This is a genomic window from Streptomyces sp. NBC_01445, from assembly GCF_035918235.1.
Taxonomy (GTDB): domain Bacteria; phylum Actinomycetota; class Actinomycetes; order Streptomycetales; family Streptomycetaceae; genus Streptomyces.
Map to the genome: position 1 here is coordinate 8,831,767 of NZ_CP109485.1, position 17,944 is coordinate 8,849,710.

Here is a 17,944-nt window from a genome sequence, read left to right on the forward strand (position 1 = left end):
TGGGCAAGGGCCCCGGACGCCACCGCCGCACCCGGAGGTATCAACCATGATCAAGAATCCACGCATCGTGGACCTGAGCGATACGGAGCCCAACCGCCGGCGAGGAGGTGATCTGCGGGCCATGCTCACGCCCGCGACGGTCGGCTCCACCAGTGGCTTCATGGGCCTGGCCCTCGTCCAGCCCGGCGAGCGCATCGGCGAGCACTACCACCCGTACTCGGAGGAGTTCGTCTACGTCGTCAACGGCGCCCTCGAGGTGGACCTGGACGGCGAGACGTATGAACTCCGCCCGGATCAGGGCCTGTTGATCCCGATCAACATGCGCCATCGCTTCCGCAACGTCGGCGACGTGGAGGCCCGTATGGTCTTCCACCTCGGCCCGCTCGCCCCGCGCCCCAGCCTCGGCCACGTCGACACGGAGGAGACCGAGGGCGCCGAAGCCGGACCCGGGTTCATCACCGGTGGCCCGGACCTGACGGCGCCAGGACACGGACGGCCGTCCGAGCGTAGTGGGGCCATAACGTGACCCGGCGGGTGGCTGTCACCGGTGTCGGTGTAGTCGCCCCGGGTGGTATCGGGGCGAGCGCGTTCTGGGACCTTCTCGCCAACGGCCGTACCGCGACCCGCGGCATCACGCTCTTCGACCCGGTGGGCCTGCGCTCACGCATCGCCGCCGAATGCGACCTGGACCCGCTCGCGCACGGGCTCGACCCGGAGCTGGTCGAACACGCAGACCGGTACATTCAGTTCGCCGTCATCGCCGCCGGCGAAGCCGTCAAGGACTCCGGAATCGACACCGGAGTCGAAGACCCCTGGCGCATCGGAGTCTCGCTCGGCAGCGCCATCGGCGGCACCACCCGCCTGGAGCAGGACTACGTGCGGGTCAGCGAGGGCGGGAAGCGGTGGGACGTCGACCACCGCGCGGCCGAACCGAAACTCCACATGGCGTTCTCGCCGAGCACACTCGCCTCGGTCGTCGCCGAACAGTTCGGTGCCCAGGGCCCGGTGCAGACGGTATCCACCGGCTGCACCTCCGGGCTCGATGCGGTCGGCTACGCCTTCCACACCATCGAGGAAGGCCGCGCCGACATCTGCATAGCCGGGGCGTCGGACTCGCCGATCTCCCCGATCACGATGGCGTGCTTCGACGCCATCAAGGCGACGTCGCCCAACAACGACGATCCCGAGCACGCCTCCCGCCCCTTCGACGCCGAGCGCAATGGTTTCGTGATGGGCGAGGGCGCCGCGGTGCTCGTCCTGGAGGACTACGAGCACGCCCGTGCGCGAGGCGCGCACATCTACTGCGAGCTCAGTGGCTACGCCACCTACGGCAACGCCTACCACATGACCGGTCTCACCAGCGAAGGCCTGGAGATGGCCCGGGCGATCGACAACGCGCTCGGCCAGGCCCGCCTCGATCCCACGCTGATCGACTACGTCAACGCCCACGGTTCGGGCACCAGACAGAACGACCGGCACGAGACGGCCGCGGTCAAGGTGTCCCTGGGAGCTCACGCCTACGAGACACCCATGAGTTCCATCAAATCCATGGTGGGCCACTCCTTGGGAGCGATCGGCGCGATAGAGGTGGTCGCCTGCGTCCTTGCCATGAAGCACCAGGTGGTGCCGCCCACGGCGAACTACGAGACCCCAGACCCCGAGTGCGACCTCGACTACGTACCGCGCACCGCACGTCCGCGAAAACTGCGGAACGTTCTCTCCGTCGGCAGCGGATTCGGCGGATTCCAGTCCGCGGTGCTCCTGACCGAGACAGGTGGGAGGACACGATGAGAACGGAACGCGCCCGAGGCGCGGCCATCACCGGGATCGGTGTGATCGCGCCCAACGGACTGCACGCCGAGGCGTACTGGAAATCCGTCCGGGAGGGCCTCGGCGCCCTGGACCGGATCACCCGCGAAGGATGCGAGAACCTGCCGCTCCGCGTCGGGGGTGAGGTCCGCGGCTTCGATCCCGCGGGCCTCATCGAGGAGCGGTTCCTCGTCCAGACGGACCGGTTCACCCACTTCGGCATGGCCGCCGCGGCGCTCGCCCTCGACGAGGCGGGCCTCAGCCGCGGAGACCCCGCGGAGCCGTACTCCATCGGCGTGGTCACCGCGGCCGGTTCCGGCGGCGGCGAGTTCGGGCAGCGGGAGCTCCAGAAGCTGTGGGGCCAGGGCTCCAAGTTCGTGGGCCCCTACCAGTCCATCGCCTGGTTCTACGCGGCCAGCACCGGACAGATCTCGATCTGGAGCGGCTTCAAGGGGCCGTGCGGAGTGGTCGCGAGCGACGAGGCGGGCGGCCTGGACGCCATCGCGCACGCGGCCCGCACCGTACGGCGCGGCACCGGCGCCATGGTGGTCGGATCCGCCGAGGCACCCCTCGCCCCGTACTCGATGGTGTGCCAGCTCGGATACCCCGAGCTCAGCACCGCCGAGGACCCCGACCGGGCCTACCTGCCCTTCACCTCGGGAGCCCGTGGATTCGCGCCCGCCGAGGGCGGCGCGATGCTCGTCGTCGAGGACGAGACCCGTGCCCGCGAGCGGGGGGCGGACATCCGGGCCGTGGTGGCCGGCCACTCGGCCACCTTCACCGGCGCCTCCCAGTGGGAGGAGTCCCGCGAGGGGCTCGCCCGCGCGATCAAGGGCGCCCTCGACGAGGCGGGCTGCGCCCCCGAGGAGATCGACGTCGTCTTCGCCGACGCCATGGGCGTCCCGGCGGCGGACCGCGCCGAGGCGCTGGCCATCGCCGACGTCCTGGGTGCACACGGCAGGCGTGTACCCGTCACGGCACCCAAGACCGGTACGGGCCGGGCCTACTGCGCGGCGCCCGTCCTGGACGTCGTGTCCGCCGTCTTCGCCATGGAGAACGGCCTCGTACCCCCCACCCCCAACGTGTTCGACATCTGCCACGACCTCGACCTGGTGATGTCTCGCGCTCGCCCCGCCGAGCTGCACACGGCCCTGGTCCTCAGCAGGGGACTCATGGGCTCCAACGCGGCGCTGGTAGTGCGCCGCGGTGGCGACTCCGCCCGGTAACGACCGGGCGGGAAGGAGAACACCCGCATGATCACCGCAGAACTGACCTTCGACGAACTGGCCCGCCTGATGAAGAAGGCGGCCGGAGTCACCGTGGACCCTCATCTGCTCAAGCAGTCGCCGGACTCCCCGTTCGACTCCGTCGGCCTCGACTCGCTGGGCCTGCTCGGCATCGTGGGCGAGCTCGAGAACCGGTCCGGCCAGCCGCTTCCCCCGGACTCGGAGCGCTGCAAGACGCCCCGCGAGTTCCTCGACCTCGTCAACAGCACCCTCAAGGCTGGAGCCTGACATGTCCGGACACACCGAGAACAGCATCACCATCGACGCTCCCATCGACCTCGTCTGGGACGTCACCAACGACATCGAGAACTGGCCGCAGCTCTTCAGCGAGTACGCGTCCCTCGAAGTCCTCTCCCGCGAGGGCGACAAGACGACCTTCCGCCTGACCATGCACCCGGACGACAACGGGAAGGTGTGGAGCTGGGTCTCGGAGCGGACCATCGACCGCGCCAAGCGGTCCGTGCGTGCCCGTCGCGTCGAAACCGGTCCCTTCGCGCACATGGATATCCGGTGGGACTACACGGAGACCCCGGAAGGCACCCGTATGGACTGGGTGCAGGACTTCGCGATGAAGCCCGAGGCCCCGGTCGACGACGCCTGGATGACGGACAACATCAACCGCAACTCCGTCACGCAGATGGGCCTCATCCGCGACCGGATCGAGCGTGTCGCCCATGACCGCCAGAACGCCGCCGTCCCCCGCTGATCGCCGGCCCGGAAAGGAAACCCGATGCATCACGCCCTGATCGTCGCCCGCATGGCGCCCGGTTCGGCGCCGGCGATCTCCGACGTGTTCGCCGCCTCCGACCGAGGTGAGCTCCCGCACCTGATCGGTGTCAACCGACGCAGCCTCTTCCAGTTCGGTGACGTGTATCTGCACCTCATCGAGTCCGACGAGGACCCGGCGCCCGTCATCGCGAAGGTGGCCGGGCACCCCGAGTTCCGCAGTGTCAGCGATCAGCTGTCGGCGTACGTCAGCGCGTACGACCCCGAGACATGGCGCAGCCCCAAGGACGCCATGGCGCACCGCTTCTACCACTGGGACCGTAACAACCCCTCCTGAGTGAGGGCACGACACAACCCGAGGCCGCCGGTCCCGCGTCAGACGCGGAGCCGGCGGCCTCGGGTTGTGTCCGGAGGCGATGTCCCGGTCAGGCGGGGACGGTGCACTCGAAGGCGTGCAGATACGCGTTGACGGGACGGACCTCGCCGAGGACGAGACCCGCGTCCGTCAGCCGCTCGACCATGCTCAGCCGGGTGTGCTTCGCGCCGCCGACGTTGAGGAGGAGCAGCAGGTCCATGGACGTCGTGAACTTCATCGACGGGGTGTCGTCGACGAGGTTCTCGATGACGACGACGCGGGCACCGGGCCGCGCCGCCTTGCGGACGTTGGCCAGCGCCCTGCGGGTGCTGTCGTCGTCCCACTCCAGGATGTTCTTGATGATGTAGACATCCGCCTGGACCGGGATGTCCTCGCGGCAGTCACCGGCGACGATGCGCACCCGCGAGGCCAGCGAACCGCCGTCGCGCAGGCGCGGATCGGCGTTCTCGACCACCCCCGGCAGGTCGAGCAGCGTGCCGTGCATGTCGGGGTGCTTCTCCAGCAGGCTGGCCACGACCTGCCCGTGACCGCCGCCGATGTCCGCGACCGAGGCCACGCCCGTGAGGTCGAGGAGGTCGGCGACGTCGCGCGCGGACTGCTCGCTGGACGTCGTCATGGCGCGGTTGAACACGTGCGCCGACTCGGGGGCCTGCTGGTTGAGATAGGTGAAGAACTCAGCTTCGTACACGTCCTCGAAGACGTTGCGGCCGTGGCGCACCGCCTCGTCGAGCTTCGGCCAGACGTTCCAGGTCCACGGCTCGGTGCACCACAGCGCGATGTAGCGCAGGCTGTGCGGGTCGTCCTCGCGCAGGAGCCGGGACATGTCCGTGTGCGCGAACGTGCCGTCCGGGAGCTCGGTGAAGACGCCCTGGCTGGACAGTGCGCGCAGCAGCCGGCGCAGTGTCAACGGCTGGGTCTTCACCGCAGCCGCCAGGTCCTCCGCGCTCATGGGCGTGTCGTCCAGGGCGTCGGCGACACCCAGGCGGGCGGCCGCGCGTACGGCGGCGGCGCACGCGGCCCCGAAAACCAGCTCCCGCAGGCGCATGGGTGACTGGGAGGCCTCTTCAACGGTCGTCATCTGTTGCCTCGCTTCTGCTGGCGTGATGTGTGTGCGGACATGGCGTTGGCCCTCAGCACATTCCGGCGGGCACAGAGACCGCACACGTGTTGTCGCGGAACCTGTTGCCCTTGCCCTTGTCCTGGCTGGCCAGGTCGGCCGAGCCGTTGCCCATCACGAGGTTGTCGCGGATCTCGTTGCGCTGGTTGAGGGCACCCTTGAAGTTCTTGGCGAGCACGATGCCGCCCGACATCGGGGCCTTGCCCACGTTGTCCTCGACGCTGTTCCCCGCCAGCAGCGAGTCCTCGACGCCGGTGAGGACGATGCCCGACCCCTGGAGGTAGGGCAGACGCGCGGTCGCGGCGCAGTACTTGTTGTTGTCGTGGACGTAGTTGTTGCGCACCTTCAGTGCGCCGGGGCGCGGCTTGTTCTCGTCACCCACGAGCATCATCGCGGCGCAGTTGCCGGTCGCCTCGTTGTGGTCGACGGCCACGTTCCGCAGCCGCCGCACGGTGACGCCGATCCGGTTGCCGACCAGACGGTTGTTGCTGATCACCGCCTTGGCGTTCGGGGCCCCCTCCTCGGCGTCGATCGTGTTGGCCAGGAAGAGGCCGGCGTCGCCGTTGGCCTCGACGGTGTCGTGGCGGAACACCCCGCGCACGGACCTCTCCTGGGCGATGCCCCACTGGCCGTTCTTCTCGGAGGTCACTCCCTCGACTCGGAGGCGATCGGTCCCGGTCGCCAACAGACCGTTCTTCTTGAAACCGCGAAGGGTCAGCGAGCGCACGGTGACGTGCTCGACGGGCTTGGTCTTGGTCCCGGTGACGCAGATGCCGTTGCCGGCCTTGGCGCAGGCGCCGGCAGCGGACGCCGCGTCAGGGACGATGACGGTGGACCGGGCGCTCGCGCCCCGCAGCGTCAGTCCGGACACGGTGATGCTGACGCTCTCGTGGTAGGTGCCGGGGGAGAGAACGATGACGTCTCCCGGCTTTGCCGTGTTCACGGCTTTCTGGATCGACTCGCCCGGGTTCACCCGGTGCACCGTCCGGCAGTCGGCCGACGGGGCCGCGGCCCCCACCCCCGACACGACGACGGCCGCGGTGCATGCGAGGTACGCAATCTGTCGCTTGGTCATATGGCGAAGCTACGAGCGGGTGTTCCGGCCCGCCACCGCTGATCGCCCAGGTGGGCAGCGCCCTACGCTGTGGGTGAGCCGAACGAGCGGAAAAGGGGGCGGCACATGGCCACTTGGGGGCTGATCGTCGAGATGACGGTGGGGACGGGGGAGCGCAAGCACATGGAGGCGTCCGTGCTCGGGCATGTGGAGGGCTCGCGGGAACAGGCCCTCGCGGAGCTGGCGGAGCGGATCGGGCGCTATACGCCGGAGCATCCCCGCAGTCCGAAGCGCAGCCGCATCTTCCGCACCGCCGACGGATTCCTGCTCGTCATCGACGGTGCCTGGCAGTCCTTCAGTTCCCGGTTCACGGTCGCGGAGCTGGTGAAGGACAGTGCCGCGCCGCCGCCCGAGCCGCAGCCGACCCCTGTGCCGACACCCGAGGGCACCGCCGCCCCGACCGCCGCGCCTCCCGAGGACGCCGTTCAGGCGCCCTCGGGCCCGACTGTGGACCGGTACGAGGACGGGGTGCCGGTGAAACCGGCCTGGCTGGGCCGCACCGACCTGCCGTGACGCCCTCAGGCGCCGGCGGACACCGGTGAGTCGGTCCGCGCGGCGACCGAGTTCTCGGTCGCGGATTTCGGGATCGGACGGTCGTCGCGCAGTGCCTGCCAGACCTGGTGGGACGCCTTCGCCAGCGGCAGGACGCGGCCGGCGTCCTGGGCGTCGTAGCTGACCGGCAGCGTGACCATGTTCATGTGGTCGGGGCTGATGCCCTTCAGGTCCTTCGCCAGGCCGAGCAGTTTGTCCGCGGACGCGAGACCGGAGTCGGCGCTCACGGTCTTGGTCGCGGTGTCGGCGAGCTCGTACGCCCTGGCGGGGTTGCCGACCACGTCGATCGACTCGGCGCGGTGGATCAGTGCCTTGATGAAAGTCTGCTGGAGCTGGATCCGCCCCAGGTCGCTGCCGTCGCCGACGGCGTGCCTGGTCCGCACGAGCGCCAGGGCCTGTTCACCCTTGAGGGTGTGCTTTCCGGCGCTCAGGGACAGGTGACTGCTGGCGTCCTTGATGGCCCGGTGGGTGCTGATGTCGACACCACCGAGCTCGTCGACGAACTTCTGGAAGCCCTTGAAGTCGACCTCGAGATAGTGGTCCATGCGGACGCCCGACATCTTCTCCACCGTCTTCACGGTGCAGGCGGGACCGCCCACTTGGTACGCCGCGTTGAACATCGACTGGTGCTCGCCCGGCGCTGTGCCGCCCGACGGCTTCGCGCACTGCGGCCGGTCGACCATCGTGTCGCGGGGGATGCTGACGACGGAGGCCATTTTGTGGCTCTTGTCGACGTGCAGCACCATCGCCGTGTCCGAGCGGGCGCCGGTGACGCCCTTGCCATACTTGCCGTGTGTGCCGGCGCGCGAGTCGGAGCCGAGGAGGAGGATGTTCATCGCCCCGTCGTGGCCCGCGTCCGGGCGGTTCTCGCCCAGTACGGCATTGATGTCCGTGCCCTTGAGATTCCCGTTCAGGTGCGACCATGCGTAGGCCACACCACCGCCGCCGACGAGGACGGCGCCGAGCGCGGTGTACGTGATGACGCGCAGCCGCTTCCTGCGTGACCTGCCACGTGAGCGGTGCAGGTTCGCGGACCCGTAGTCGGGGTGTTCAAGAGCATCTGAGGGCGCGTGTCCTTCGTCTCCGCTGGTGTGCGGCATGGGCGCTGCCCTCCGTTCGAGGGTTGAGATGTGCCGTGGATCAGTTACGGCGTGTGCGTGTGGTGATGACGGCTCAGTACGCGGAGTTGACGTTGTCGATGGAGCCGTAGCGGTCGGCGGCGTAGTTGGCGGCCGCGGTGATGTTGGCGACCGGGTCCGTCAGGCTCTTGGCGGTGCCGGCGACGTGGTAGGCGTCGAAGGTCGGCTGGATGACCTGGAGCAGGCCCTTGGACGGGGTGCCCTTGACCGCGTTCACGTCGTAGCCGTTCACGGCGTTCGGGTTGCCGGAGGACTCACGCATGATGTTGCGCTTCAGACCCTCGTAGGAGCCGGGGATGCCCTTGGCCTTCATGACCTTGAGGGCTTCGTTGATCCAGCCGTCGACGTTGTTCCCGTCGGTGGCCTTCTTGGTCGACACCGAGTGAGCGGCCTTCGGCGTCGCGGCGGGCTCGGCGGCCTGCGCGGGCGACGGGGCGAAGGTCAGTGCTGCGCCCGCGAGACCGGCGGCGGCCAGGACCGTGACGGTGGCGCGCTTGAAGGTGGTGGGGCGGGCGGCAGCGGTGATCGGGGTGGAGAAGGTCATACGGGATTACCTCTTCATGTTCGGGGACACCGTGCGGCGCCGGCCTGTGGTGGCGCCTGGAGCGGAGTCGGGATCCGCGTCCTGTCCCGGGAGTCCGGAGCGAGCGTCTTCGCTCGTGCTCCGACCCGTTCTCCGGGACGACAGCCATAGTTAGCGATGCCCGAGAGGAGGCGCAAGGATGTGACGTACTACCCCACTACGGAGGAATGTCCGAAATGACCGAATGAGGTGGCTTCTATGCACCCCAGAGTGGCCCCACCAGCCACTATCGCCTTTAGTATGTGATCTGGCTCCTATGGGGTGCTTCACAGGCCCGCCCCCCTCCGCGTTACCCAGGTCACGCGTTCAGCCCGGTTCGGAGACCAGGACGATGCCCTCGGAGGGCGACTCTCTTAAGGAGGCGGCATGGGTGGAACCGCGCGGCAGGTCGACTTCGTGACCGAGGGGCCCGAGTCGCACACGCTGGGTGTCCGCTGGATCCATGGATCGGTGTCGGCGAAGCACAACACCGACCCGGACATCCAGGTGCACGCCTATGACGAGCACACGGTCGTCCTGCGGCAGAACATGGCCGTGCATTACGAGGCGCCGTTCCTGTTTCTGCTGTTCGGCAACGCACGCGCCGTACTCATCGACACGGGAGCCACCGCGTCCGCCCAGTACTTTCCCCTGCGCCGGGTCGTCGACGAGCTCATCGAGGACTGGCTGGCCGAGCATCCCAGGGCCACGTACGAACTCCTTGTCCTGCATACGCACGCCCACGGGGACCATGTCGCGGGAGACGTCCAGTTCGCCGACCGGCCCCACACACGCGTCGTCGGGGCGGATCGTGACAGCGCCTGGGAGTTCTTCGGGTTCGCGGACGACGCGGGTCAAGTGGCCCGCGTCGACCTGGGCGGCCGCGTGCTGGAGTGCCTGGCCACGCCGGGCCACCATGCGGCGGCCGTCACCTACTACGACCCGCACACCGGCTTTCTGCTCACCGGTGACACGGTGTATCCCGGGCGGCTGTACGTCGAGGACTGGGCGGCGTTCACCGAGTCCATCGACCGCATGGTCGAGTTCGCGGGCACCCGTACGGTCACCCACGTCTTGGGCTGCCACATCGAGATGAGCAGCAAGCGGGGCGTCGACTACCCAGTCCTGACGACCTGTCAGCCGGACGAGCCGCCGCTGGAGATGACAGTCGGGCAACTGCGGGACATCCGGCGCGCGATCGAGGAAATCGGCGACCGGCCCGGCCGGCACGTCTTCCCCGACTTCATCATCTGCCGCTCGGACGACTGAGCAACCAGGCCTAGCACGCCGGCAATCACCGGGAATCCCCGAGGGGGTCTGTCTCTGCCGACGGATGATCAATAACCTGGTGGGCGTTGCCTGTTACTGACCGAGGGAGCTTCATGTCCACCGCACAGGTCCCCGACATACTGTCGCCGGAGTTCGCCGAGAATCCGTACCCGGCCTACGCGGCCATGCGTGAGCACTCTCCGCTCATCTGGCACGAGGCCACGCAGAGTTACGTCATCTCGCGGTACGCCGATGTCGAGCGCGTCTTCAAGGACAAGGAGTCGCAGTTCACGACCGACAACTACAACTGGCAGATCGAGCCCGTCCACGGCAAGACGATCCTCCAGCTCAGCGGGCGTGAGCACGCGGTCCGCCGAGCCCTCGTCGCACCGGCGTTCCGCGGCAGCGACCTCCAGGAGAAGTTTCTGCCCGTCATCGAGCGCAACTCCCGCGAACTGATCGACACGTTCCGCGCCACCGGCTCCGTAGACCTCGTGGACGCGTACGCCACCCGCTTCCCCGTCAACGTGATCGCCGACATGCTGGGCCTCGACAAGGCGGACCACGCGCGGTTCCACGGCTGGTACACCACCGTCATCGCGTTCCTCGGCAACCTGTCCGGGGACAAGGACGTCGCGGCGGCCGGTGAGCGCACCCGCGTCGAGTTCGCCGAGTACATGATCCCGATCATCCGGCAGCGCCGGGACAACCTCGGCGACGACCTGCTCTCCTCGCTCTGCGCCGCCGAGGTCGACGGTGTCCGCATGAGCGACGAGGACATCAAGGCGTTCTGCAGCCTGCTCCTCGCGGCCGGCGGCGAGACCACCGACAAGGCCATCGCCAGCATCTTCGCCAACCTGCTCACCCACCCCGAGCAGCTCGACGCCGTCCGCAAGGACCGCACGCTGATCGCCCGCGCCTTCGCCGAGACGCTGCGCTACACCCCGCCCGTCCACATGATCATGCGCCAGTCGGCGACCGACGTGGAGGTGAGCGGCGGCACGATCCCCGCGGGAGCGACCGTCACCTGTCTGATCGGCGCCGCCAACCGCGACGCGGACCGCTACGCGGAGCCCGACCGCTTCGACATCTTCCGCGAGGACCTCACCGCGACGAACGCGTTCTCGGCGGCGGCCGACCATCTCTCCTTCGCGCTCGGCCGGCACTTCTGCGTCGGCGCGCTGCTCGCCAAGGCCGAGGTCGAGATCGGCGTCGGCCAGCTCCTCGACGCGATGCCCGAACTGCGGCTCGCCGAAGGCTTCGACCCGGTGGAACAAGGGGTGTTCACCCGCGGCCCGCAGTCCCTGCCGGTGCAGTTCACGCCCGTCACGGCCTGAACCACACGGCCGGGACCGGCGGTTGACCGGTCCCGGCCGCGTCGTCTCCGTAGGTCTCAGTGCGACACAGGAGTGAACTGCACCGGCAGCGCGGTCAGTCCGCGCATCCAGATCGACGGGCGCCAGGTCAGTTCCTGCGGCTCCACGGCGAGCACCAGGTCGGGGAGCCGTTCCAGCAGCGTCTCCACCGCCGTGCGGGCGATGACGTCCGCGAGGAGCGGGGCCGGATACGGGCAGCGGTGCTCGCCGTTGCTGAAGGAAAGATGCGCCGAGTTCTCGGCGCCCACCTGCGACTCGGGCCAGATCTGCGGATCGGTGTTGGCCGCCGCGAGGCCAAGGACCAGGCAGTCGCCCGCCCGGATCTGCCGCCCGCCCAGCTGTGTGTCGCGCACCGCCCACCGGCCGATGAAGTTCTGCGTGGGTGTGTCCAGCCACAGCACCTCGTTCAGTGCCTGACCGACGCTGAGCCGCCCGCCGGAGACGTTCAGCGCGAACCGCTCGTCGGTCAGCAGCAGACGCAGCGTGTTGCAGATCCAGTTGGCCGTCGGCTGCTGCGCCGCCGCGATGACGGAGATCAGGTCCTGGACGACCTCCTCGTCGGTGAGTCCCGCCGGGTGTGCCAGCATCCGTGACGTGACGTCAGGACCGGGCGACTCGCGCTTCTCCTTGACCAGTTGCTGGATCCGCGCGCCCACCCGGCCGTACGCGGCCACCGGGTCGTCGCCCTCCGCCGCGTCCAGGGAGATCCGCAGATCGTCCACCAGCTGCTCGGTGTCGGTGCTGCCCGCGGGCATCCCGCAGAACTGCACCGCCGCCCGCATCGGCAGGGCGTGCGCGAACGCGCCCATCAGCTCGGCCCGGCCGCTGCCGGCGAACGCGTCGATGAGCTGGTCGGCGATGCGCTCGCAGTCGCGGGCGAGTTCGAACTGGTCGACCGCCTCGAGTGCCTCCGTGATGACGCCCGCGCGCCGCTGGTGCTCGGCGCCCTCCGTGAACAGGACCGACGGCTGATAGCCGACGAACGGCATCAGCGGCCAGTCGGCCGGGATGTGCTCCCACTGGTTCCAGCGCCGCGAGTCCCGGGCGAACAGCTCGTCGTGGCTGGTGACATACGTGACCTCGGGATAGCCGAGGACCAGCCACGCGGGGATGTCCCCGTCGAGCAGGACGGGCGCGATCGCGCCGTGCTCCCTGCGCAGCGACCGGTAGAGCTCCGAGGGGGTCTGCTGGTACTCCAGGCCGCTGAGGGCCACCGCGCCGGAGTGGGCGGGGCAGCCGGGCGGCGGGGTCGCGTCGGTCATGGTGTCTTCTCCCGGGCCATGGCCAGTTCGTAGAGGTGGTCGACGAGGGTGATCAGGACGTGCTTGCCGGACGACCTGACGCGCGCGTCGCAGTCGATCAGCGGCACGTGCTCGGGCAGCGTGAGCGCCTGGCGGATCTCGTCGAGGGAGAACCGCGTCCCGTCGTCGTCGAACCGGTTCACGGCGACCACGAACGGCGTCCTGTGGTGCTCCAGGCGGTCGATGGCGTACCAGGAGTCGCTCATCCGCCGCGTGTCTACGAGCACGACCGCGCCGAGCGTCCCCGAGAACAGCCGGTCCCACAGGAACCAGAAGCGCTCCTGCCCGGGGGCGCCGAACAGATAGAGCACCATCCGCTCGGTGAGGCTGATGCGCCCGAAGTCGAACGCCACGGTCGTCGTGGTCTTCGAGGCGACCCCGGCCGGCTCGTCGACGCCGACGCCCGCCTGGGTCATGACCTCTTCGGTGTTCAGCGGCCGGATCTCGCTGACGGACCGGACGAGGGTCGTCTTGCCGACGCCGAACCCGCCCACGATGACGATCTTGAGCCCGGTCTCGGCGACGTCGGCAAGCGGCGTACGGGAGGGCAGCTCAGAGGTTGCGGAGTCCATGCAGCACCTCCTTGAGAAGGGCGGAGTCGGGGAGCGAGGCGACGGACCGCGCCGCGCGTGGATGCCGGGCGGTGATACGGCCCGTCGCGAGGAGATCGCCGAGCAGGATCCGGACCACCGTGATCGGCAGGTTCATCTCGGCGGCGATCTCGACCACGGCCGCCGGATGCCGACACAGGTCGAGGATGCGGACGTGTTCCGACTGCATCCCCGGCGTGGGCTCGCACTCGGCGACGACCAGGGTGACCAGGTCGAAGGTGTCGTCGTCGGCCCGGCTGCGGCCACCCGTGACCGTGTACAGCCGGTCCGGGTCACCGGTGTCGACGGGCCGGCGCGTCATGAGGACGCGCTCTCGCCGTCGCCTGTCCGTGGCTCGGCCCGCAGGTGTTCGCCGATCTGCTCGACCAGCTCGCTCATCTGGTGGCCGACCACACCCGGGTCGGCGCCGTCCTCGGCAATCACCGCGAGATGCGCGCCCTCGCCCGCCTCGACGATGAACAGCAGACCGCCGTGGAACTCGGTCATCGAGTGCCGCACACCGCCCGTCCCGTCGCCGAACTCCACCGAGGCGCCCTGGGCGAGCGCCTGGATGCCGGAGCAGATGGCCGCGAGCTGGTCGGCCTGGTCGAGAGTCAGATGCTCGCTCCAGCACAGCTTCAGACCGTCCCGGGAGAGCACCAGGGCGTGGCGCGTCCCGGGCGTTCGGTCCAGCAGGCTCTCCAGGAGCCAGGTCAGGCTGTTGTCAGTGGTCCGCATGGCGTGTGGGGCGGGTTGTGCCCGGCGAACCGGTTCACCAGCCCGTGCCTCCAATCAAACGTTCTCGTACGGGGGATGGGGGCGCCGGTGCCCGGGCGCGTGCGGGGAGCGGGGCGGGCTACTCGGCCGGCGGCTCGTCGGCCTGGCCGGGCACCTCGGGCGACGTGCCGGGCGTTTCGTCGCGGGCACGCCGCGCGCGGTGGAAGGCGCCGAACTGCGCACCGGCGTTGCGCGGCGCACGCACCGATTCCTCTGCGGGCCCGCCCCCTTCGGCGGGCGCGCGGTCCTTGCGGTCGCGTTCTGCCGAGGCCATGGTGCGCCCCGGCGCCCGTACGGGCAGGCCGCCCGGCGTCGCGGGCGGCGGGTCCGCCTGGGCGGGAATCCCGGGCGTGGTGTCGTCGGACGCCTGCGGAGCGGGGTCCGGGGCCGTCACGGGGGCGGGGGCTGCGGCGCGGCGGACCGGGGGCTGCTGCGGGGCGGGGTCGCGCTGCTGGGCGAGCAGCTGCGGCGGAAGGAGGACCACGACGCCGGTGCCGCCGCGCGACGACGGCCGGAAGTTCACGCTCATCCGGTACTTGGCGGCGAGGCGGCCCACCACGGCGAGGCCGAGCCGGGTGCCCTGGAGCGAGGCCAGGTCCGTCTCGCGGCCCGACACCGCGGCCTCGGCCCGGCGCATGGCCGCGTCGGCCATCTTCAGGCCGCTGTCCTCGATCGTCACGACGATCCCGGCGCTGCGTTCCTCGACGTAGACGTGAACCTCGTCGATGGGCGGCGAGAAGTTCGCCGCGTTGTCCATCAGTTCGGCGAGGAGGTGCATGACGCCCTCGGCGGCGAACCCGGCGATCGCGGCGTTCGTGGCGCAGTGGAGCCTGACCCGCTGGTAGGCGGCGATCCGGCCGACCGCGCCGCGCAGGATGCTCTCCATGACGATCGGCTTGTTCCACGCGCGGCTGGCGCGGCCGCCCATGAGGAGGGCCAGCCGGTCGGTGAGCAGGCCGAGTTGGGATGTGTTGTGGTCGAGCCTGAGCAGATCGCCGAAGACCTCCTCGCCGTGCCGGTCCTGCATCTCGCGCAGATCGGCGAGCATGCTGACCGACTTGGCCTGCACTCGGCTGAGCGCTTTGGCACTGGCGGCCTGTGCTGCGGCGGCCCGCCGCTCGCTGGTGGCGAGTTCCCGTACGAGGGACTCGGCCAGGGTGCGCAGGTGCGCGTTGTCGGGTAGGCCGAGGCCCGACAGGACCGCGGCGGCGGTGGAGCCCTCGCGCAGCGCCACGACGGCGGCCGGCAGGGTCGCCGTGGTCAGCTCGTCCAGGTCGCGGTCGGTCCGGGCGATCCGGTGGGCCGCGTCCTGTCCGGTGGCGACGGCGGAAGCCTCGCGCCGTACGGCGTCGTCCAGTTCGGCGGTGAACGCCTTGAGCACCAGGTGCAGTTGGGGATCGGCGGGCGGCGCGGTGGCTGCGAGCGCCTCCTCGGCACCCGCGCCGTCCCGCAGCCGCTTCGACACGGAGGGGAGCGTGACGTTCACGAGATGGGCGGCCTCGGCCCCACGCTGCGTCAACTGCTGCTGGAACGCCAGCGATTCGCCCTGCGCGGTGTCCACGGCAGCACGGGCCCGCTGCTGGAGCAGGGCGGCCGTGATGAGGGAGGCGGCGACGCAGAGCCAGCTGATCAGGAGCGCGACGAGCACCCAGGTACGGGAGGCCTGCGGCGCCGCGGCGGTCACCGCGCCGACGGCCGCTCCGGCCACCACGAGGACGGCGAGGGGGACGGCGAGCGTGGAGCGTCGCGACGTGGGTGTTCGGCGCGGCGTCGGGCGGGCAGGCACTGGCATTCCGCGGTCCCATCGGTGCTTGCGTGCGGGAAGGTCGTGGCCGATCGGCTCGGGTCGGCCGCACGGCCGGTCCCACCAACAGGACGGTGATCTTCCGGCACGTATATGGCGCTCATGCTAGCCACCGCGCGCGGTGAGAGAACCGGGACAATGGGCGCAGAGCGCCCGGCGGCGAAGTTCGTCGCGAAGTCGCCAGCCTGTCAGGGGACCGTGGTAACAGATTTCGCCGCAGAGGGAGCGTCAAATGGGGACAGGTGTATGGGTGTTGGGCGCCGCCCGGCGCGAGTGGACTCGGGCCGGACCGCGTTCACCGGCGCGCGAGCCGGTGAACGGCCCTCCTGTGCGTCTCCCGCGTTACTGTCAGGGGCTGTTTTCAGCCAACCCCGGCCGGATTCGCAGTGACGCGTCATCGATGTGGAGCCGGGGCGAGTGCCGTTCGGCCGGCCGCAATGAAGGCGATTGTCGGCAACGCGCGGTTGGTCGGGGGTGGAACGGACCTACGGCGCACTTGCCTCGAACGTGACGGTTGGCGGATGGACCGGTCAGTCCTCGCGCGGGGCACGCGTCCTGCGCCACAACAGGTAGCCGGCCCCGCCCGCGAGCGCCGCGCCGAAGCCGATCCGGCCCAGGTCCACGCCGCCGCCCGCGGTGCTGCCGACTCCGGCGCGCGCGCCGCGGTAGCCGTCGCGCGCCACGTTCATCGGGGTGCTCCACTGCCTGCCGTCGGGGCATGCGCCTTGCACGTTCACCTGCGAGCTGGTTCCGACCTCGCCGGCGAGGCGTGCCGTGCCCCGGTACTGCGTGCGGCCGTCCTGCCCGATCCCGCCGCCCAGCTGGGGGAGCGTGACGGAGCCGGCGGCGAAGGCCTGGGAGCGAGCCGTGATGGAGCTCCGCCCGCCGCCGCGGCAGGAGACCGTGATCTCGACCGAGGACGCGGCCCCCACCGTGGACGGCGAGAGGCGCGCCTCCGCGTAGGAGTCGCCGTTCGACGAGCCCCGGTCGCGCGTCCCGTTCGACGAGCCCCGGTCGCGGGTCCCGTCCGGCAAGCCTTGGTCGCGTGTCCCGTCCGGCAAGCCTTGATCGCGGGTCCCGTCGTACGAGCCCTGGTCGCGGGTCCCGTCCGACGAGCCCTGGTCGCGGGTCCCGTCCGACGATCCTTGGTCGCGGGTCCCGTCGTCCGAGTCGGCGCGGCTCAAGAGGTCGGTCCGGCCCACCGAGTCGGTCCGGCCGACCTCGCCGGGTGCGGTCACCGAGGCGGGCGCTGTGACGGGCTCGTGTGCGCTGACGGACCCGGGCGCGAGCGCGGTCAGGCAGGCGGTTGTCGTGATGACGGTGGCTATGGGGCAGAACATGAGGCGTCTCCGGTCCCTGTGCCGCAGCGGCAGGGGGAGCTGCGGTCCTGGTCAGGACGCTAGTGAGCCCGGGCGGGCGGCGCCCGCAGGACTAGGCCGATCGGAGGTCGTCCCCGTCGGCGGCCGGTTCGCGATATCCGACCGCGGCGGCCGCCACGAGCAGGGTGCCGACGAGAAGCGGCCAGCCGAGGCCGTGGTGCAGCACGAGCAGCGCGCCGAGCGCGGCGCCCACCAGCATGGCCACCAGGGAGACGATCCGGCGCCCCGCCCGCGGGTCGGTGCCGCCCGCGAGCGAGGACTCCGAGGCGAGCCCGGTCAGCGTCATCGTGAGGACCGTCGTGGTCATGTCCGGGACCGCGAGTTTGCGGACCGTCGCGTTGCGCAGCCCCATGGCCCATGCGAGGACCGCGATGAGCGCGCACGTGGCCGCGCCCGGCCAGGCGAACGCGACGGCCGTCGCCACGGCGAGCAGGACCGCCTCGGTGACGAACACCGACCGCACCCAGGTCTCCCGTGCCCGCCCGGCGAACACCCCGGTGAGCCGCCCGGCGCACACGGCCCCCGCGAGGAACGCGCCGAGGGAGGTGAGCGACCCGAGCACGGAGAACCCGGGAGCGCCCGCGGCGGCGAAGCCGATGACGACGACATTGCCGGTCATGTTCGCCGCGAAGACGTGGCCGAGGCCCAGATAGCTGACCGCGTCGACGAAGCCGCTCACGACCGTGAGGACCGTGAGGGCCGCGGGGAGGGTGGACCTGCGCGGCGCGGACGCGGGCGCCGCGGGTGGAACGCTGGCTTCACTCACC

Annotated in this window: 20 protein-coding genes; 9 read left to right on the top strand and 11 right to left on the bottom strand. The window is 70.3% G+C overall.

What is annotated here, in order from left to right; all coding sequences use genetic code 11:
- The first annotated feature begins 46 nt into the window (after nucleotides 1-46).
- The 6 genes from OG574_RS40280 to OG574_RS40305 are packed head-to-tail and all read left to right on the top strand — an operon-like array spanning nucleotide 47 to nucleotide 4,158.
- Complete coding sequence (locus OG574_RS40280) at nucleotides 47-526, top strand: cupin domain-containing protein (RefSeq protein ID WP_326777207.1); 480 nt, start codon at nucleotides 47-49, stop codon at nucleotides 524-526.
- Nucleotides 523-1,791: a beta-ketoacyl-[acyl-carrier-protein] synthase family protein gene (locus OG574_RS40285; protein ID WP_100598568.1), complete on the top strand. Its 1,269-nt coding sequence runs from the start codon at nucleotides 523-525 to the stop codon at nucleotides 1,789-1,791. Before OG574_RS40280 ends, OG574_RS40285 begins: the two co-directional genes overlap by 4 nt.
- Complete coding sequence (locus tag OG574_RS40290) at nucleotides 1,788-3,035, top strand: ketosynthase chain-length factor (RefSeq protein ID WP_326777208.1); 1,248 nt, start codon at nucleotides 1,788-1,790, stop codon at nucleotides 3,033-3,035. The genes OG574_RS40285 and OG574_RS40290 overlap by 4 nt, the downstream gene beginning before the upstream one ends.
- Nucleotides 3,036-3,062: 27 nt before the next feature.
- Entirely contained in the window at nucleotides 3,063-3,323 is a 261-nt protein-coding gene (locus OG574_RS40295; RefSeq protein WP_100598570.1) for an acyl carrier protein, read from the top strand.
- A 1-nt stretch (nucleotide 3,324) separates the two neighbouring features.
- Nucleotides 3,325-3,801 carry an SRPBCC family protein gene (locus OG574_RS40300; protein ID WP_326777209.1) on the top strand — a complete coding sequence of 159 codons (477 nt, stop codon included), beginning with the start codon at nucleotides 3,325-3,327 and terminating at the stop codon, nucleotides 3,799-3,801.
- A 24-nt stretch (nucleotides 3,802-3,825) separates the two neighbouring features.
- Complete coding sequence (locus tag OG574_RS40305; RefSeq protein ID WP_100598572.1) at nucleotides 3,826-4,158, top strand: TcmI family type II polyketide cyclase; 333 nt, start codon at nucleotides 3,826-3,828, stop codon at nucleotides 4,156-4,158.
- Nucleotides 4,159-4,246: 88 nt separating this feature from the next.
- On the opposite strand, the gene OG574_RS40310 is transcribed toward OG574_RS40305, so the two are convergent.
- Nucleotides 4,247-5,275 (bottom strand): methyltransferase, encoded by a 1,029-nt coding sequence (locus OG574_RS40310; protein WP_326777210.1) that lies wholly within the window; start codon nucleotides 5,273-5,275, stop codon nucleotides 4,247-4,249.
- 52 nt (nucleotides 5,276-5,327) lie between these two features.
- Nucleotides 5,328-6,389: a right-handed parallel beta-helix repeat-containing protein gene (locus tag OG574_RS40315; protein ID WP_326777211.1), complete on the bottom strand. Its 1,062-nt coding sequence runs from the start codon at nucleotides 6,387-6,389 to the stop codon at nucleotides 5,328-5,330.
- 105 nt (nucleotides 6,390-6,494) lie between these two features.
- Between OG574_RS40315 and OG574_RS40320 the strand changes: the two genes are divergently transcribed.
- Nucleotides 6,495-6,941: a hypothetical protein gene (locus tag OG574_RS40320; protein ID WP_326777212.1), complete on the top strand. Its 447-nt coding sequence runs from the start codon at nucleotides 6,495-6,497 to the stop codon at nucleotides 6,939-6,941.
- 5 nt (nucleotides 6,942-6,946) lie between these two features.
- Here OG574_RS40320 and OG574_RS40325 read toward each other — a convergent pair whose 3' ends face one another.
- The gene (locus OG574_RS40325) at nucleotides 6,947-8,080 is read right to left on the bottom strand and encodes an LCP family protein (protein ID WP_326777213.1); all 1,134 of its coding nucleotides are present in this window, start codon (nucleotides 8,078-8,080) and stop codon (nucleotides 6,947-6,949) included.
- Nucleotides 8,081-8,153: 73 nt separating this feature from the next.
- Entirely contained in the window at nucleotides 8,154-8,663 is a 510-nt protein-coding gene (locus OG574_RS40330) for a transglycosylase SLT domain-containing protein (protein ID WP_326772804.1), read from the bottom strand.
- A 405-nt stretch (nucleotides 8,664-9,068) separates the two neighbouring features.
- On the opposite strand from OG574_RS40330, the gene OG574_RS40335 reads away from it, so the two are divergent.
- Nucleotides 9,069-9,950 (top strand): MBL fold metallo-hydrolase, encoded by an 882-nt coding sequence (locus OG574_RS40335; RefSeq protein ID WP_326777214.1) that lies wholly within the window; start codon nucleotides 9,069-9,071, stop codon nucleotides 9,948-9,950.
- Nucleotides 9,951-10,063: 113 nt separating this feature from the next.
- Nucleotides 10,064-11,287, top strand: coding sequence for a cytochrome P450 (locus tag OG574_RS40340; protein WP_326777215.1), 1,224 nt, complete (start codon nucleotides 10,064-10,066; stop codon nucleotides 11,285-11,287).
- Between the two features lie 56 nt (nucleotides 11,288-11,343).
- On the opposite strand, the gene OG574_RS40345 is transcribed toward OG574_RS40340, so the two are convergent.
- The 7 genes from OG574_RS40345 to OG574_RS40375 all read right to left on the bottom strand — a co-directional run bounded on the left by OG574_RS40345 (nucleotide 11,344) and on the right by OG574_RS40375 (nucleotide 17,943).
- Complete coding sequence (locus OG574_RS40345; RefSeq protein ID WP_326777216.1) at nucleotides 11,344-12,588, bottom strand: cytochrome P450; 1,245 nt, start codon at nucleotides 12,586-12,588, stop codon at nucleotides 11,344-11,346.
- Nucleotides 12,585-13,199, bottom strand: coding sequence for a GTP-binding protein (locus OG574_RS40350; protein WP_100597279.1), 615 nt, complete (start codon nucleotides 13,197-13,199; stop codon nucleotides 12,585-12,587). The genes OG574_RS40345 and OG574_RS40350 overlap by 4 nt, the downstream gene beginning before the upstream one ends.
- Nucleotides 13,180-13,539 carry a DUF742 domain-containing protein gene (locus OG574_RS40355; RefSeq protein WP_100597280.1) on the bottom strand — a complete coding sequence of 120 codons (360 nt, stop codon included), beginning with the start codon at nucleotides 13,537-13,539 and terminating at the stop codon, nucleotides 13,180-13,182. Before OG574_RS40355 ends, OG574_RS40350 begins: the two co-directional genes overlap by 20 nt.
- Nucleotides 13,536-13,955, bottom strand: coding sequence for a roadblock/LC7 domain-containing protein (locus tag OG574_RS40360; RefSeq protein ID WP_100597281.1), 420 nt, complete (start codon nucleotides 13,953-13,955; stop codon nucleotides 13,536-13,538). The genes OG574_RS40355 and OG574_RS40360 overlap by 4 nt, the downstream gene beginning before the upstream one ends.
- A gap of 118 nt (nucleotides 13,956-14,073) precedes the next feature.
- A complete protein-coding gene (locus OG574_RS40365) occupies nucleotides 14,074-15,786 on the bottom strand; it encodes a sensor histidine kinase (RefSeq protein ID WP_326777217.1) in 1,713 nt (570 codons plus the stop codon).
- A gap of 542 nt (nucleotides 15,787-16,328) precedes the next feature.
- A complete protein-coding gene (locus OG574_RS40370) occupies nucleotides 16,329-17,138 on the bottom strand; it encodes a hypothetical protein (RefSeq protein ID WP_326777218.1) in 810 nt (269 codons plus the stop codon).
- 91 nt (nucleotides 17,139-17,229) lie between these two features.
- Nucleotides 17,230-17,943, bottom strand: coding sequence for a YoaK family protein (locus OG574_RS40375; RefSeq protein ID WP_326777219.1), 714 nt, complete (start codon nucleotides 17,941-17,943; stop codon nucleotides 17,230-17,232).
- Nucleotide 17,944 lies beyond the last annotated feature (1 nt).